This window comes from Paraburkholderia sp. (genome assembly GCF_036488795.1).
In the GTDB taxonomy this organism is placed as follows: Bacteria; Pseudomonadota; Gammaproteobacteria; order Burkholderiales; family Burkholderiaceae; genus Paraburkholderia.
Window position 1 is genome coordinate 1 of the sequence record NZ_DASXHA010000092.1, and the last position, 14,298, is coordinate 14,298.

At 62.1% G+C, this 14,298-nt stretch carries 16 protein-coding genes; 13 read left to right on the forward strand and 3 right to left on the reverse strand.

The genetic code is table 11. The features are described from left to right. Window positions 1–1,370, reverse strand: a 1,370-nt coding sequence (locus VGH41_RS12360) for an Rne/Rng family ribonuclease (RefSeq protein WP_331597726.1), incomplete at its 3' end; no start/stop codon positions are given. Window positions 1,371–2,099: 729 nt separating this feature from the next. Between VGH41_RS12360 and VGH41_RS12365 the strand changes: the two genes are divergently transcribed. The 4 genes from VGH41_RS12365 to VGH41_RS12380 are packed head-to-tail and all read left to right on the forward strand — an operon-like array spanning window position 2,100 to window position 5,189. Next, on the forward strand, window positions 2,100–3,125 hold the full coding sequence (locus VGH41_RS12365) for an RluA family pseudouridine synthase (protein ID WP_331597757.1): 1,026 nt from the start codon (window positions 2,100–2,102) through the stop codon (window positions 3,123–3,125). Further along, complete coding sequence (locus VGH41_RS12370; protein ID WP_331597727.1) at window positions 3,118–3,777, forward strand: HAD-IA family hydrolase; 660 nt, start codon at window positions 3,118–3,120, stop codon at window positions 3,775–3,777. The genes VGH41_RS12365 and VGH41_RS12370 overlap by 8 nt, the downstream gene beginning before the upstream one ends. Continuing rightward, window positions 3,774–4,166 (forward strand): Rieske (2Fe-2S) protein, encoded by a 393-nt coding sequence (locus VGH41_RS12375; protein WP_331597728.1) that lies wholly within the window; start codon window positions 3,774–3,776, stop codon window positions 4,164–4,166. Before VGH41_RS12370 ends, VGH41_RS12375 begins: the two co-directional genes overlap by 4 nt. An 18-nt stretch (window positions 4,167–4,184) precedes the next feature. After that, window positions 4,185–5,189: a S49 family peptidase gene (locus tag VGH41_RS12380; RefSeq protein WP_331597729.1), complete on the forward strand. Its 1,005-nt coding sequence runs from the start codon at window positions 4,185–4,187 to the stop codon at window positions 5,187–5,189. A gap of 27 nt (window positions 5,190–5,216) precedes the next feature. On the opposite strand, the gene VGH41_RS12385 is transcribed toward VGH41_RS12380, so the two are convergent. Both VGH41_RS12385 and VGH41_RS12390 read right to left on the reverse strand, forming a co-directional pair. After that, window positions 5,217–5,936, reverse strand: a complete 720-nt coding sequence (locus tag VGH41_RS12385) for an SAM-dependent methyltransferase (protein ID WP_331597730.1) — start codon at window positions 5,934–5,936, stop codon at window positions 5,217–5,219. Beyond that, window positions 5,933–6,550 (reverse strand): Maf-like protein, encoded by a 618-nt coding sequence (locus tag VGH41_RS12390; protein ID WP_331597731.1) that lies wholly within the window; start codon window positions 6,548–6,550, stop codon window positions 5,933–5,935. The genes VGH41_RS12385 and VGH41_RS12390 overlap by 4 nt, the downstream gene beginning before the upstream one ends. A gap of 255 nt (window positions 6,551–6,805) precedes the next feature. On the opposite strand from VGH41_RS12390, the gene VGH41_RS12395 reads away from it, so the two are divergent. The 9 genes from VGH41_RS12395 (at window position 6,806) to VGH41_RS12435 (ending at window position 14,214) form a co-directional block, all read left to right on the forward strand. Next, window positions 6,806–7,462: a DUF177 domain-containing protein gene (locus VGH41_RS12395; RefSeq protein ID WP_331597733.1), complete on the forward strand. Its 657-nt coding sequence runs from the start codon at window positions 6,806–6,808 to the stop codon at window positions 7,460–7,462. 99 nt (window positions 7,463–7,561) lie between these two features. Then, complete coding sequence (rpmF, locus tag VGH41_RS12400) at window positions 7,562–7,741, forward strand: 50S ribosomal protein L32 (protein ID WP_074263835.1); 180 nt, start codon at window positions 7,562–7,564, stop codon at window positions 7,739–7,741. A 172-nt stretch (window positions 7,742–7,913) separates the two neighbouring features. Then, window positions 7,914–9,026, forward strand: a complete 1,113-nt coding sequence (gene plsX / locus VGH41_RS12405; RefSeq protein ID WP_331597734.1) for a phosphate acyltransferase PlsX — start codon at window positions 7,914–7,916, stop codon at window positions 9,024–9,026. Then, window positions 9,026–10,015: a beta-ketoacyl-ACP synthase III gene (locus tag VGH41_RS12410; protein WP_331597735.1), complete on the forward strand. Its 990-nt coding sequence runs from the start codon at window positions 9,026–9,028 to the stop codon at window positions 10,013–10,015. The genes plsX and VGH41_RS12410 overlap by 1 nt, the downstream gene beginning before the upstream one ends. Before the next feature lie 101 nt (window positions 10,016–10,116). After that, entirely contained in the window at window positions 10,117–11,049 is a 933-nt protein-coding gene (gene fabD, locus VGH41_RS12415) for an ACP S-malonyltransferase (protein WP_331597736.1), read from the forward strand. 90 nt (window positions 11,050–11,139) lie between these two features. Then, window positions 11,140–11,889, forward strand: a complete 750-nt coding sequence (gene fabG / locus VGH41_RS12420; RefSeq protein ID WP_331597737.1) for a 3-oxoacyl-ACP reductase FabG — start codon at window positions 11,140–11,142, stop codon at window positions 11,887–11,889. A gap of 150 nt (window positions 11,890–12,039) precedes the next feature. Beyond that, window positions 12,040–12,279, forward strand: coding sequence for an acyl carrier protein (gene acpP / locus VGH41_RS12425; protein ID WP_004197638.1), 240 nt, complete (start codon window positions 12,040–12,042; stop codon window positions 12,277–12,279). 198 nt (window positions 12,280–12,477) lie between these two features. Next, window positions 12,478–13,716: a beta-ketoacyl-ACP synthase II gene (fabF, locus tag VGH41_RS12430; protein WP_331597738.1), complete on the forward strand. Its 1,239-nt coding sequence runs from the start codon at window positions 12,478–12,480 to the stop codon at window positions 13,714–13,716. Between the two features lie 129 nt (window positions 13,717–13,845). Continuing rightward, entirely contained in the window at window positions 13,846–14,214 is a 369-nt protein-coding gene (locus VGH41_RS12435; protein WP_331597758.1) for a protein YgfX, read from the forward strand. Window positions 14,215–14,298: the final 84 nt, after the last annotated feature.

Genomic DNA, 14,298 nt, shown 5'->3' on the forward strand with positions numbered 1-14,298 from the left:
GCGCGCTTTTCGTTCAACAGGAAGGCGGTCACTTCGACCGGCACCTGGCAATGGATCGCCGCGGTGTTTTCCTTCATCGCTTCTTCCTGAATGATCCGCAGCACTTGCAGCGCGGACGATTCGGTATCGCGGATGTGGCCCGTGCCGTTACAGCGCGGGCAGGTCACGTGGCTACCTTCCGACAAAGCCGGACGCAGACGTTGGCGCGACAGCTCCATCAGGCCGAAGCGCGAGATCTTGCCCATCTGGACGCGCGCACGGTCGTGCTTCAAGGCGTCTTTCAGGCGTTGCTCGACTTCACGCTGGCTCTTGGCCGATTCCATGTCGATGAAGTCGATCACGATCAGGCCGCCCAGGTCGCGCAGGCGCAACTGGCGGGCCACTTCGTCGGCCGCTTCGAGGTTGGTGCGTGCAGCCGTTTCCTCGATGTCGGCGCCCTTGGTGGCGCGCGCCGAGTTCACGTCGATCGCCACCAGTGCTTCGGTGTGGTCGATCACGATCGCGCCGCCCGAGGGCAGCGGCACCGTGCGCGAGTACGCCGTTTCGATCTGGTGTTCGATCTGGAAACGCGAGAAGAGCGGCACGTCGTCGTGATACCGCTTCACCTTGCTGACATTGTCCGGCATCACGATGTCCATGAAGGCGCGGGCCTGGTCATGGATTTCCGTGGTGTCGATCAGAATTTCGCCGATATCCGGCTGGAAATAGTCGCGAATCGCGCGGATCACCAGGCTCGATTCGAGGTAAATCAGCATCGGCTGGCCGGTCGAACCGCTTTGCGACGCGGCTTCGATGGCGCGCCACAGTTGCATCAGGTAGTTCAGGTCCCATTGCAGCTCTTCGGCGGAACGGCCGATGCCGGCCGTACGGGCGATGATGCTCATGCCTTCCGGCAATTGCAGCTGCGCCATGGTTTCGCGCAGTTCCTGGCGGTCGTCGCCTTCGATGCGGCGCGACACGCCGCCGCCGCGCGGGTTGTTCGGCATCAGGACCAGATACCGGCCGGCGAGCGAAATGAAGGTGGTGAGGGCTGCGCCCTTGTTGCCGCGTTCTTCCTTTTCGACCTGAACGATCAGTTCCTGGCCTTCGCGCAGCGCGTCCTGGATGCGCGCGGAACGCATGTCGACGCCGTCACGGAAATACTGGCGAGCGACTTCCTTGAACGGCAGAAAACCATGGCGGTCTTCGCCGTAGTTGACGAAACAGGCTTCGAGCGACGGCTCGATGCGGGTGATGATGCCCTTGTAAATATTGCCTTTGCGCTGTTCGCGCCCGGCGGTTTCGATGTCGATATCGATGAGTTTTTGCCCATCGACGATGGCAACGCGCAGTTCTTCTTGCTGCGTCGCATTGAACAGCATTCGTTTCATTGAACGGCTCCAGAGCGGCCAAGCTTGCCCACGCCTAGCGTTTGTCAGACGCAAAGGACGATCTGGGCAGCGGCATGCCGCGCCTTATGGTGTAGTCACAAGCACGCTGGAGCAGGAAAAATGGCGGGAGAATTGCCTGAGAAGGGCCCGGCCCAAGCAAAGGGCGCGGTGCCGCAGGGCACATGCGAACACGGCTTCAAATAATGACCCGACACGCCGCGGGTACTGCCGGCAGACCTTCATCAGCCTTCGTCCGCTCGCGCCGGTGCGCCAACTGGGCGCGTGACCGGAGGGTCGAAGATTGCGGTCGTGCCGCAGCGGGAAGTTCGCGCAAAGGGCGCGTCTTTTCTCGCCGGGGGTGTCTCGCCTCATTTTGACGTCGCCATGTCTTGTACTTTCTACAAGACGCCTCGGGCGCACGCCGTATTTTCGCCACTGGGAGCCTCGTGCTGCAGAGCGTCAAATCGCCCGATACCAAGGCTCGCAGTTAAATTCTTTTTTACCAAAATTCCGTTACCGTCGGAGCCGACCGTGACCGAACGCGCCTGTGGGCGCCGTCCCTGCCGGGTGCTGACTCCGTGCGTACAACTTGTTGCATCTCGTTATGCGGGTGAGCAACCAGACCCGGGCGCAAGTAAAATGACTGTTTATCGCTTGCACCTGCGCAATCCGCCGGAATTCCGGACAATGCGCCGGCCGCCGCAGACTGCTGGGCAAATTATATTCAGAATGAAAGAGTTAGGCAAAATATCCCAGAAATCGGTCGCAAGTGACCAGGTCTCGATGATCGAGATCGATGATGGCGCGGCCGGACAGCGCATCGACAACTTCCTGTTACGCGTCTGTAAGGGCGTGCCGAAGAGCCATATTTATCGCATCCTGCGTAGCGGGGAAGTGCGGGTCAATAAGGGCCGGGTCGACGCCCAATACCGGCTTGTGCATGGCGATCTGGTGCGCGTGCCGCCCATTCGCATCGCACAGGGCGCCGAAGCCGGCGCGCAGGCGCCGGTGCCGGCCGCCCATTTCAATATTCTGTTTGAAGATGACCACATGCTGGTCATCGACAAGCCGGCTGGCGTCGCCGTGCACGGTGGAAGCGGCGTGGCGTTCGGGGTGATCGAGCAGATGCGCGAGGCGCGACCCCAGGCCAGATTCCTCGAACTGGTGCACCGGCTCGACCGCGAAACCTCCGGAATCCTGATGCTCGCCAAGAAACGCGCGGCACTGGTCGGCCTGCACGAGCAGATTCGCGAGAACAAGATGGATAAGCGCTACTATGCGTGCGTCCATGGCGAATGGGCGAGCGACTGGGGCCGCCGCCGTGCGGTCAAGGAGCCGCTGCACAAATATCTGACGGCGGACGGCGAGCGGCGCGTGCGCGTCCAGGCAGACGGTCTGGCCTCGCATACGGTATTCAACCTGGTGAACCGCTGGCCCGATTACGCGTTGCTCGAAGCGGAACTGAAGACGGGCCGCACTCACCAGATTCGGGTTCACCTCGCGCATCTGGGCTTGCCGATCGTCGGCGACGCCAAATATGGCGATTTCGCGCTGAATAAGGAACTGGCCCGCACCAACGCGCGCCCTGGCCTGAAGCGGATGTTTCTGCACGCCTACCGGCTCAAGCTGGCGCACCCGGCAACCGGCGCGACGCTGCAGTTCGAGGCGCCGCTGCCGCCGGAATGCCGGCGCTTCGTCGACCAGCTCAACGAATTGAATCAAGGGTCAAACCCGGAGACGCAAACGCATGGCTAGAGAGCAATTTGATCTGATCGTCTTCGATTGGGACGGCACGCTAATGGATTCGACCGCGCACATCACGCGTAGCATCCAGTCGGCCTGCCGCGATCTTGGCCTGCCGGTGCCGGCTGACGAGGCGGCCAGCTACGTGATCGGCCTCGGTCTGCGCGATGCGCTGCAGATCGCCGCGCCGACGCTGGACCCGTCCGACTATCCGCGGCTCGCGGAGCGTTACCGGTTCCACTACCTGATCAAAGACCAGACCACCGAGCTTTTTGTGGGCGTGCGCGAAATGCTGCAGGAGTTGCGCGACCAGGGGTATTTGCTGGGTGTCGCCACCGGCAAAAGCCGCGTCGGTCTGAACCGCGCGCTCGATCAGGCGCGCCTGACCAGCCTGTTCGACGGTACGCGCTGCGCCGATGAAACTTTCTCCAAGCCGCATCCGGCCATGCTGCACGAACTGACCCGGGAACTCGGGCAGGATCTGGCGCGAACGGTGATGGTGGGCGACACGACTCACGATCTGCAAATGGCCATCAACGCCGGGGCGGCCGGGGTCGGCGTGACTTACGGCGCGCATCCGGAGGCGTCGCTCAGCGCGCTCGAACCGAAATTCATCGCCTCGAGCGTCGGCGTGTTATCCGCGTGGCTGCGCGAAAACGCATGAGCGAACTTGCCATGGACCCTGTGCGGGTGTGCGCTTCCGAGGAACTGGTCGAAGGTGGCGCGGGGTTGCGGCTTACGGCAAAGTACGGCGGCGGCGACGCCGTGGTGTTCTTCGTTCGCTACGGCGGTGCGGCTTACGGCTATTTGAACCGTTGCGCGCATGTGCCAATGGAACTTGACTGGGTCGAGGGCCAGTTCTTCGAATCATCGGGTTTATACTTGATGTGCGCCACGCACGGCGCAATTTATGCGCCGGATACAGGCAAATGTGTCGGCGGTCCGTGCCGTGGCGGCAGGCTGCGTCCCGTTCAGGTCGACGAACGGGATACACCGGATGGCCGCGCGGTATTCTGGCTGCCGGACGACGACCTGCGCCCGGCCACTCCCTGACCCTTCCCACTGCGACGCATGGCCGACAATTTGACTCCGGATCCGAATCAACCGTCTTCAGCGGGCCGCAAGCCCACGCCCACCGATGAACCGGGCTGGGAGCGCGCCGCGCTCGAACGTATTGCGCTGGCTGCCATTAGCGAGCAGCGCGCGGCGCGTCGCTGGAAGATCTTTTTCCGTTTTGTTTTCATCATCTTGCTGCTGGTGGTGGTGTGGGGCGTGTTCGACTTCTCCGGCGAGAAGGTCGCGACGACCGGCCGACATACGGCGCTCGTCTCGCTCGACGGCGAAATCGCCGCGGACACCAACGCCAACGCGGACGACATCAACTCAGCGCTGGACAGCGCGTTCGACGACGCGGGTACCGCCGGGGTGATCCTGAGTTGCAACAGCCCGGGCGGCAGTCCGGTGCAGGCAGGCATCATCAACAGCGAAATTCGCCGTTTGCGTGCCAAATACCCGTCCATTCCGCTGTACGTGGTGGTGGGGGACATGTGCGCCTCGGGCGGCTATTACGCGGCGGCCGCGGCGGACAAGATTTACGTGGACAAGGCCAGCATCGTCGGTTCGATTGGCGTGCTGATGGACAGCTTCGGTTTCACCGGGCTGATGGACAAGCTGGGCGTCCAGCGCCGTCTGCATACCTCGGGTGAGAACAAGGGCTTTTTCGACCCGTTCTCGCCGGAAACGCCGAAGATGGACGAGCACGCACAGCAGATGCTCGACCAGATTCACCAGCAGTTCATCGACGCCGTCCGGCAGGGCCGCGGCAAGCGTCTGCACGAGACGCCGGACATCTTTTCGGGCCTGTTCTGGACCGGTCAGCAGAGCGTCGATCTGGGTCTGGCGGACGGTTTCGGCGATTCCGACTTCGTCGCGCGTGAAATCATCAAGGCGCCGGATATCGTCGATTACACCGTCAAGGAAAGCATCACCGACCGCGTGGCGCGCAAGTTCGGCGCTGCCGTGGGCAGCGCCGCAGTTCATGCGATGGTGCTGGGCGGCAAGATGAGTCTGCGGTAAGCCGGGTTGCCAGCTGTTTGCGGTCGCTCAGACCGCGAGCAGCAGGAAAATCGCCGGACGCTTGTGCAGATCGAGCGCCGGCGCTTTTTTCCAGTCCGCGACGGTGCGGCTCGCAATCGTCTCGCTTTCCAGCGTCAGGTCGACGGCCACGCACACTAGCGTCGACGGTGCGCAGGTCGCGAGCAGCGTATCGAGCAGCGGCTTGTTGCGGTAAGGCGTCTCGATAAAGATCTGGGTCTGCCTCGCCTTGCGCGATTGCTGTTCCAGATCGCGTAGCCGCTTTGCGCGTTCGGTGACGTCCACCGGCAGATAACCGTGAAACGCGAAGCTCTGGCCGTTCAGGCCTGACGCCATCAAAGCCAGCAAAATCGAACTCGGACCGACCAACGGCACGACCTTGACGCCGCGCTCGTGGGCGCGCCGCACCAGCAGTGCGCCCGGATCGGCCACGGCAGGGCAGCCGGCTTCGGAAACGAGCCCCGCGTCGGCGCCGGCCAGAATCGGCGCCAGCAGCTTGTCGATCTCGCCAGCCGGCGTGTTCACGTTGAGTTCGCGGATCTCGATTTCCTGGATCGGGCGCTCGGTGTTGACCTTCTTGAGGAAGGCGCGCGTCGTTTTGGCGTTCTCTCCAATGTAATAGTTGAGCGCCGCTGCGCGTGCCCGCACCGGCCCGGGCAGAACCGCGTCAAGTGCTTCCGTGTCGCCTTCGCCCAAGGTGTTTGGAATCAGATACAGCGTGCCGCTCATTGCGCCCCCAATAACGGAAAACCGGCTGCAAGCAGCATTCGTGTCAGCGCGATCAGCGGCAGGCCGATCAGCGCGGTCGGGTCGTCCGACTCGATTGCATCCAGCAGCGCGATACCCAGCCCTTCCGATTTGGCGCTGCCTGCCACATCGTACGGGGTTTCGGCGCGCAGATAGGCGTCAAGGTCGGCATCGGGCAAATTGCGGAAGCGCACGGTAGTGATCACATCGAGGCTCTGCGCACTGCCGTTACGGCTGTCGAGCAGGCACAGCGCGCTATGAAACAGCACTTCCCGGTCACGCATGGCCTGCAACTGGGCGAGCGCCTTTTCGTGCGAGCCAGGCTTGCCGATTTGCAGGCCATCGTACGTGGCGACCTGATCAGAACCGATCACGAGAGCGTGCTCGCCAGCCGGCAGACTGCCGGCGACCGCCCGCGCTTTCGCCTCGGCAAGGCGCAATGCAGTGGCTTCAGGCGTTTCCCCTGGGTTGGGCGTTTCGTCGACTGCAGGCACGATGACGTCGAACGGGACGCGCAAGCGTTCGAGCAGTTCGCGGCGATAGCGCGAACTCGAGGCCAGAATCAGGCGCAGCGGGCGGGAAAAGGTATCCGGCATGGTGAACCAGCAGCTAGAGAGTGCAGGCCGCACGGGCCTTGGCGCGTGCGGGCTTAAGTGTTTGACTCGAAAAGACAAAACAGATATGATTTTGGGCTTTTCATCGGTACGTGCTTGTTGCAGGTCCGTTGCAGCGCTGCTGCAAACCCGGCGAGCCGCGCTTTGCTGTCTTTTTTCCAGGCAGCGGTTTAAGCGGCGTTCAACAGTCCCGTACCGATTTACCCCGGCTCAATCTGGGCCGACGCAGGAGCGCACATGACTCAAAATCTTGGCAAACCTGCAGGTCTCGCCGACCCGCATGATCTCGATCTGTTCGAATTCGCGCGGAGTGGGCGACAGGCCGCGGGTGTCGTGCGCGTCTCGCAACTGCCGCGCATGTTAAACGAAGTTCCGGCGGAAGCGCCAGACCGCGACACCGCGTTCACCTGGCAGGCCGAAGGGGCGACGCAACCGGAATTGCAGGACGACGGCACTGAGGGTCCGCAGCCTTATCTGAGGCTGGCGATTCACGGTGCCGCATGGCTCGAATGTCAGCGGTGTCTTACGCCGTATAAGCAGGCGTTCAACGTCGATGCGACTTACCGGATCGTCAACACCGAGGCGGAGGCCGAAGAGTTTCCGCTCGACGAGGATGAAGTCGATGTGATCGTGGGTTCAACCCAGTTCGATCTTGTCGACTTGATCGAAGAAGAGTTGCTGCTTTCTTTGCCGTTGGTGCCCAAGCACGATGTTTGCCCCGAGGTGCACGAGTCGCTCGTGTCCGGGGTAGCGGGTGCGGAAGGCGAAGGCGACGAGGCCGCGGAGGACGAAGCTGAGGAAGGCGGTGAGCCTGATCGGCCCAATCCGTTTGCGGCGCTCGAAGCCCTTAAGGGTGGCCTGAAGAAGGACGGCCCTGACGGCAAGAAGCACTGAACAGTTGCATAGGAGCGCGATGCGGCGCGTTGGCCATCCGGTCAGTGGCGATTGCAGTATCGGGCTGTGTTAGAATTTCGAAAATTTTTAGGAGTTATCATGGCAGTCCAACAAAACAAGAAGTCGCCGTCGAAGCGCGGTATGCATCGTTCGCACGATTTCCTCAGCGCAGCGCCGCTGGCTGTGGAACCGAGCACGGGTGAAGTGCATCTGCGTCACCACGTTAGCCCGAACGGCTACTATCGCGGCAAGAAAGTCGTCAAGACGAAGAACGACTAATCGTTCCATAGCGTTGCGCCCTTTGGCGTTTCGCGTGGCGATCGGCTCGCTTGACATTTTCCCGGCTCGGCAAAAAGGCGGCATTCTACTGCCGCTTTTTTGTGTCGGTCGCAGTTGGCGCCTTGGCGTCTGCTGCGATCCCATGCAGAGCGCCTGAAATTCGTCGCATTCCATGACAGTAAAGCTCACGATAGATTGCATGGGAGGCGACCACGGCCCGTCCGTGACCGTTCCCGCGGCTGTCAACTTCGTTCGTTCGCATCCCGACGTACAGCTGTTGCTGGTCGGTATCGAAAGTGCCATTCGCACTCAGCTCAAAAAGCTCAAGGCTCAGGACAATCCGGCGCTGACGGTCGTGTCTGCGTCCGAGATCGTGGCCATGGACGATCCGGTTGAAGTCGCGCTGCGCAAGAAAAAAGACTCATCCATGCGCGTGGCGCTGAACCGCGTCAAGGAAGGCGAGGCGCAAGCCTGCGTCTCCGCCGGCAATACCGGCGCCTTGATGGCGGTATCCCGCTATGTGCTGAAAACGCTCCCCGGCATCGAACGCCCGGCGATCGCGTTCGCTTTGCCCACCCGCACCGGTTACACGATGATGCTGGACCTCGGCGCCAACGTCGACTGCGAGCCGCAGCATCTGATGCAATTTGCCGAAATGGGACATGCGCTCGTTTCCGCGCTCGGCGGCAAGGAGCGGCCCACGATCGGCCTGCTCAACATCGGCGAAGAAGTCATCAAGGGCAACGAAACCATCAAGCGCGCCGGTGAACTGCTGCGTGCGAGTACACTGAACTTTCACGGTAACGTGGAAGGCGACGACATCTATAAGGGCACGACCGACGTGATCGTCTGTGACGGTTTTGTCGGCAATGTGGCGCTGAAGACGTCGGAAGGGCTCGCGCGAATGCTGACCGATATCATCAAGGAAGAGTTCGGCCGCTCGTGGGTGACCAGGATCATGGCGGTGCTTGCGTTGCCGGTGCTGCTGCGCTTCAAGAAGCGTGTCGATCCGGGTCAATACAACGGTGCGGCGCTGCTCGGCCTGCGCAGTCTGGTGATCAAGAGCCACGGCTCGGCGGACGCCTTCGCGTTTGAGTGGGCGATCAAACGCGGGTATGATGCCGTCAAAAACGGCGTGCTGGAACGCTTGGCGCGGGCGATGGAAGAGAATGCGAGTTCTCTGGAACAGGCGGCGCGCGACGCAAACGGCGCGGGCGCGGGTTACGCAAGCCCGGCCGCCGGCCAGCCAGCCGAGCCCTACGCTGCGCTATCTCCGAAGGCATAATGGCTCAATCGACAATTTATTCCCGCGTGCTGGGCACCGGCAGCTATCTGCCGCCCGGGCGCGTCACCAACCAGGAACTGGCTGAACGTCTCGCGAAGCAGGGCGTCGAGACGAGCGACGAATGGATCGTGGCCCGCACGGGCATCCATGCGCGTCACTTCGCCGAACCTGACGTCACCACCAGCGACCTCTCACTGATCGCCGCCCAGCGCGCGATCGAAGCCGCCGACGTCGACCCGCAATCGATCGATCTGATCATTGTCGCCACCTCCACGCCCGACTTCGTGTTTCCGAGCACGGCGTGTCTGTTGCAAAACAAGCTTGGCATCAAGAACAACGGCGCGGCGTTCGACGTGCAGGCCGTGTGTTCCGGCTTCGCCTATGCAATTGCGACGGCGGACAGCTTCATTCGCAGCGGCATGCATCGCACTGCGCTGGTGATCGGCGCGGAGACGTTTTCGCGTCTGCTCGATTTCAACGATCGCACCACGTGCGTGCTGTTCGGTGATGGCGCCGGCGCGGTGATTCTGTCGGCCTCCGAAGCACCGGGCGTGCTTGCCAGCGCGCTCCACGCGGACGGCAGTCATTCAAATATTCTCTGCACGCCAGGTAACGTGAACGGCGGTGTGATCGCCGGCAGCGCATTTCTGCATATGGACGGCCAGGCGGTGTTCAAGCTCGCCGTCAACGTGCTCGAGAAAGTCGCAGTCGAAGCGCTGGAAAAAGCCGGCCTGACGGCCGACCAGGTCGATTGGCTAATTCCGCATCAGGCCAATATCCGTATCATGCAGAGCACGTGCCGCAAGCTCGGCCTGCCGTCGGAACGGATGGTCGTCACCGTAGGCGAGCACGGCAACACCTCGGCCGCATCCATTCCGCTTGCTTTTGACGTCGCGGTTCGCGACGGCCGCATCAAGCGCGGCCAGAATGTGCTGATCGAAGGCGTGGGTGGCGGCTTCACGTGGGGCGCGTCGGTTATCCGCTATTGAGCCGTTGAGCGGGGTGGCGCTCGCGCGCCGCCCGCCGCGGTTGATTGCGTAGATCGGGCTGCGTGCTGCCCGCATGTGAATTCATCGAATTTGAGGGTGATATGAAATTTGCGTTCGTTTTTCCTGGTCAAGGCTCGCAGTCGGTCGGCATGCTGAATGCCTTCGCCGATCACGCCATCGTGCGCGAGACGGTTCAGGAAGCCTCCGACGCGCTCGGTCAGGATCTGGGCAAGTTGATTGCCGAAGGTCCTGCAGACGATCTGAATCTCACCACGAATACCCAACCGGTCATGCTGACGGCCGCCTATGCGATTTATCGCGCGTGGCAGGCGGCGGGCGGCCCGGCGCCGGCAGTCGTGGCGGGCCACAGCCTTGGCGAATACACGGCGCTGGTCGCCGCAGGCGCGCTGGCATTTCGTGATGCCGTGCCGCTCGTGCGTTTTCGCGCGCAAGCCATGCAAACGGCGGTGCCCGTTGGCGTCGGCGGTATGGCCGCGATTCTCGGTCTCGACGACGATACGGTGCGTGCGGTTTGCGCCGAAGCCGTATCGGCGGGTGTGGTGGAGGCAGTCAATTTCAACGCACCTGCGCAGGTCGTGATTGCCGGTCACAAAGCGGCCGTGGAAAAGGCCTGCGAGCTCGCCAAAGCCAAGGGCGCAAAGCGCGCGCTGCCGCTGCCGGTGTCGGCGCCGTTCCATTCGTCGCTGCTGAAGCCCGCGTCGGACCAATTGCGTGAGTACCTCGCGAGCGTTGAAGTCCAGGTGCCGAAGATTCCAGTCGTCAACAACGTCGACGTAGCCGTGGTCAATGAACCGGCTGCCATCAAGGACGCGCTGGTGCGCCAGGCAGCCGGCGCGGTGCGCTGGGTCGAATGCGTGCAGGCAATGGCGGCGCAGGGGGTGACCCACGTGATCGAATGCGGCCCGGGCAAGGTATTGTCGGGCTTGACGAAGCGTATCGACGGCAATCTGGTGGGTGCTGCGGTTTTCGATCCGGCCTCACTCGAAGAAACGCTCAAGCTCGTGACGGCCTGAACGCTGCAGATGAAAGCCGCTCAATCGCGAGCGCCCAATCCAGCAAAACATAAAAGACAATCGGCCCTGACGGGCAATCCGGACTGACAGATGGAAAAGACTCTCGACAAGCAGATCGCGATCGTGACGGGTGCTTCGCGCGGTATTGGCCGCGCGATTGCACTCGAACTGGCGCGCCAGGGTGCTACGGTGATCGGCACGGCAACCAGTGAAAGCGGCGCCAGTTCCATTACCGAGGCTTTCAAGGCGGCAGGCGTCAATGGTCGCGGCGCAGTGCTGAACGTGAACGACGCCGTTGCCGCAGAGGCGCTGATCGACGGCACCGTAAAGGAATTCGGCGCCTTGCACGTACTCGTGAACAACGCCGGCATCACGCAAGATCAACTGGCCATGCGCATGAAGGACGACGACTGGGACGCAGTGATCGACACCAATCTCAAGTCCGTTTTCCGCCTTTCGCGCGCCGTGCTGCGTCCCATGATGAAGGCGCGCGGCGGCCGCATCATCAATATCACGTCGGTGGTCGGTTCGGCCGGCAATCCCGGTCAGGCCAACTATGCCGCGGCCAAAGCAGGCGTGGCGGGCATGACGCGTGCACTGGCACGTGAGATCGGCAGCCGCGGGATCACCGTGAACTGCGTCGCGCCGGGCTTCATCGACACCGACATGACGAAGACCTTGCCGCAAGAGCAGCAAACCGCGTTGAAAACCCAGATTCCGCTTGGCCGTCTGGGCAGCCCGGAAGACATCGCTCATGCCGTCGTGTTTCTTGCTTCGCCGCAGGCCGGTTACATCACCGGCACGACGCTGCATGTAAACGGCGGAATGTACATGTCGTAACCGAATTCGGTTACTATCCGCGCCGAACGCGTTTGTCGACGCGTGAGCGGATACCTTGACAGGAACCGAGTGCGCTGCTTTTTTGCAGGGGCAAACCTGATAAAATGCGCGCACCTGTATTTTTGAACTTCTTTTCCCTTGGAGGGGTTAATGGACAATATCGAACAGCGCGTCAAGAAGATCGTCGCAGAACAACTGGGCGTTGCCGAAGCGGAAATCAAGAACGAAGCATCGTTCGTGAACGACCTCGGCGCTGACTCGCTCGACACGGTCGAACTCGTGATGGCCCTCGAAGACGAATTCGGCATGGAAATTCCGGATGAAGAAGCTGAGAAGATCACGACCGTTCAGCAAGCGATCGACTACGCTCGCGCAAACGTCAAGGCCTAAAGTCATTCGCGCCCACGTTGCTACGTTGGTGGCGTATGACGCCCTGTTGTGCCGGCTTCCGGCACCGGCGGGGTTGGCGATGAACTTGCCAGCACAGATGCCAGCGCATCTACCAGGTTAACAGCCACAGGGCTCACAGGGCAGATTCCTGTGGCCGCTGTGGCTTTTGCTTTTGTCATCTATGAAAACGAGGTTACCGTGAGCCGTCGTCGTGTTGTTGTTACAGGCCTGGGGCTGATTTCGCCTGTTGGCAATAATGTTGCCGACGGTTGGGCCAATCTGGTCGCCGGGAAGTCGGGCATTGCCAATATCACGAAGTTCGACGCGTCGAACTTCACGACCCGCTTCGCCGGCGAGGTCAAGGGCTTCAATATCGAGGACTACATTCCCGGTAAGGAAGCGCGCCACATGGATACGTTCATCCACTACGGCGTCGCGGCCGGCATCCAGGCAATGCAGGACAGCGGCCTCGAAGTGACCGACGAGAACTCGGAGCGCATCGGTGTCGTGGTCGGTTCGGGCATCGGCGGTTTGCCGATGATCGAAGTCACCCAGACCGAACTGCTGAATCGTGGCCCGCGCCGCATCTCGCCGTTCTTCGTACCGGCGTCGATCATCAACATGATTTCCGGCCATCTGTCGATCAAATTCGGCATCAAGGGCCCGAATCTCGCCATCGTCACAGCCTGTACCACCGGCTTGCATTGCATCGGTGAGGCATCGCGTCTGATTGAATACGGCGACGCCGACGTGATGATCGCGGGCGGTGCCGAATCCACCGTGTCGCCGCTGGGCATTGGCGGTTTCGCGGCGGCCCGCGCGCTGTCGCAGCGCAACGACGATCCGGCAACGGCCAGCCGTCCGTGGGACAAGGACCGCGACGGTTTCGTGCTGGGCGAGGGTGCAGGCGTGATGGTGCTCGAAGAGTACGAACATGCGAAGGCCCGCGGCGCGAAGATATACGCCGAGGTGAGCGGCTATGGCATGAGCGGCGACGCCTACCATATGACCGCGCCGGTCGAGGACGGCGACGGCGCGCGCCGTTGCATGCTGGCGGCAATGAAGAACGCCGGCATCAACGGCGATCAGGTGAACTACCTGAACGCGCACGGCACGTCCACGCCGCTCGGCGATCTGGCGGAAACCACCGGTATCAAGCGCGCGTTTGGCGATCACGCGAAGAGCATGGTCGTGAATTCGACCAAATCGATGACGGGTCACCTGCTGGGTGGCGCGGGTGGTCTGGAATCCGTGTTTACGGTGCTCGCCGTGCACAACCAGGTGTCGCCGCCGACCATCAACATCTTCAATCAGGATCCCGAATGCGACCTTGATTACTGCGCCAACACCGCGCGGGAGATGAAGATCGATTACGCGCTGAAGAACTCGTTCGGCTTCGGTGGCACGAACGGCACCCTGGTCTTCAAGCGCGCCTGAGCGACGGCCTATCGTTTGACCTCACAGCTGACGCAGACGGGTCCGGCATCCTGTATCGGACCCGTATCGCCCAACGGAGCGCCGCAGCGAATCACGCTGCGGCGCTCCGTTGCATTGCGCAGCTTGACCGTGCTGTGCATCCTGATTGCCGTGGCCGCCTTCGAGGCATGCCTCGCTGCGCGGCTCGGCGTCTGGCAAGCGGCTCCTGCGGCCCTGGCCGTGCTCGCGTCGCTGGTCCTTGCCGCAAACCATCATTGGCGGGCCGAACCCGGCGCCCTCAAAATCGGGCCGGATGGCCTCACCGTCTGGAACCGGTCGGGACAATTGCTTGCGGAGGGCCGTATTGCAGGGTGCAGTCAGTGGAGTGGCCGGCTCCTTATCCTGGCGCTCGCAGGTGCCAGCGGGCGCCGCCGCGCCTTGCTGATCGCGGCTGACGCGCTTCCTGCAGCCGCCTTCCGCGAACTGGCCGTACTGGGCCGGCGTGCCGCCCGCGTCTGACTGTAACGACTGTAACCGCTGTTACCTTAGTAACGTGACGGGATGATGGGGACGCTACAATGGTGCCCCGCGATGCACCCCCTA

Coding starts and splice junctions, on each gene's coding strand:
- VGH41_RS12365 (WP_331597757.1), top strand. CDS start 2,100: ATGAAAGAGTTAGGCAAAATATCCCAGAAATCGGTCGCAAGTGACCAG.
- VGH41_RS12370 (WP_331597727.1), top strand. CDS start 3,118: ATGGCTAGAGAGCAATTTGATCTGATCGTCTTCGATTGGGACGGCACG.
- VGH41_RS12375 (WP_331597728.1), top strand. CDS start 3,774: ATGAGCGAACTTGCCATGGACCCTGTGCGGGTGTGCGCTTCCGAGGAA.
- VGH41_RS12380 (WP_331597729.1), top strand. CDS start 4,185: ATGGCCGACAATTTGACTCCGGATCCGAATCAACCGTCTTCAGCGGGC.
- VGH41_RS12385 (WP_331597730.1), bottom strand. CDS start 5,936: ATGAGCGGCACGCTGTATCTGATTCCAAACACCTTGGGCGAAGGCGAC.
- VGH41_RS12390 (WP_331597731.1), bottom strand. CDS start 6,550: ATGCCGGATACCTTTTCCCGCCCGCTGCGCCTGATTCTGGCCTCGAGT.
- VGH41_RS12395 (WP_331597733.1), top strand. CDS start 6,806: ATGACTCAAAATCTTGGCAAACCTGCAGGTCTCGCCGACCCGCATGAT.
- rpmF (WP_074263835.1), top strand. CDS start 7,562: ATGGCAGTCCAACAAAACAAGAAGTCGCCGTCGAAGCGCGGTATGCAT.
- plsX (WP_331597734.1), top strand. CDS start 7,914: ATGACAGTAAAGCTCACGATAGATTGCATGGGAGGCGACCACGGCCCG.
- VGH41_RS12410 (WP_331597735.1), top strand. CDS start 9,026: ATGGCTCAATCGACAATTTATTCCCGCGTGCTGGGCACCGGCAGCTAT.
- fabD (WP_331597736.1), top strand. CDS start 10,117: ATGAAATTTGCGTTCGTTTTTCCTGGTCAAGGCTCGCAGTCGGTCGGC.
- fabG (WP_331597737.1), top strand. CDS start 11,140: ATGGAAAAGACTCTCGACAAGCAGATCGCGATCGTGACGGGTGCTTCG.
- acpP (WP_004197638.1), top strand. CDS start 12,040: ATGGACAATATCGAACAGCGCGTCAAGAAGATCGTCGCAGAACAACTG.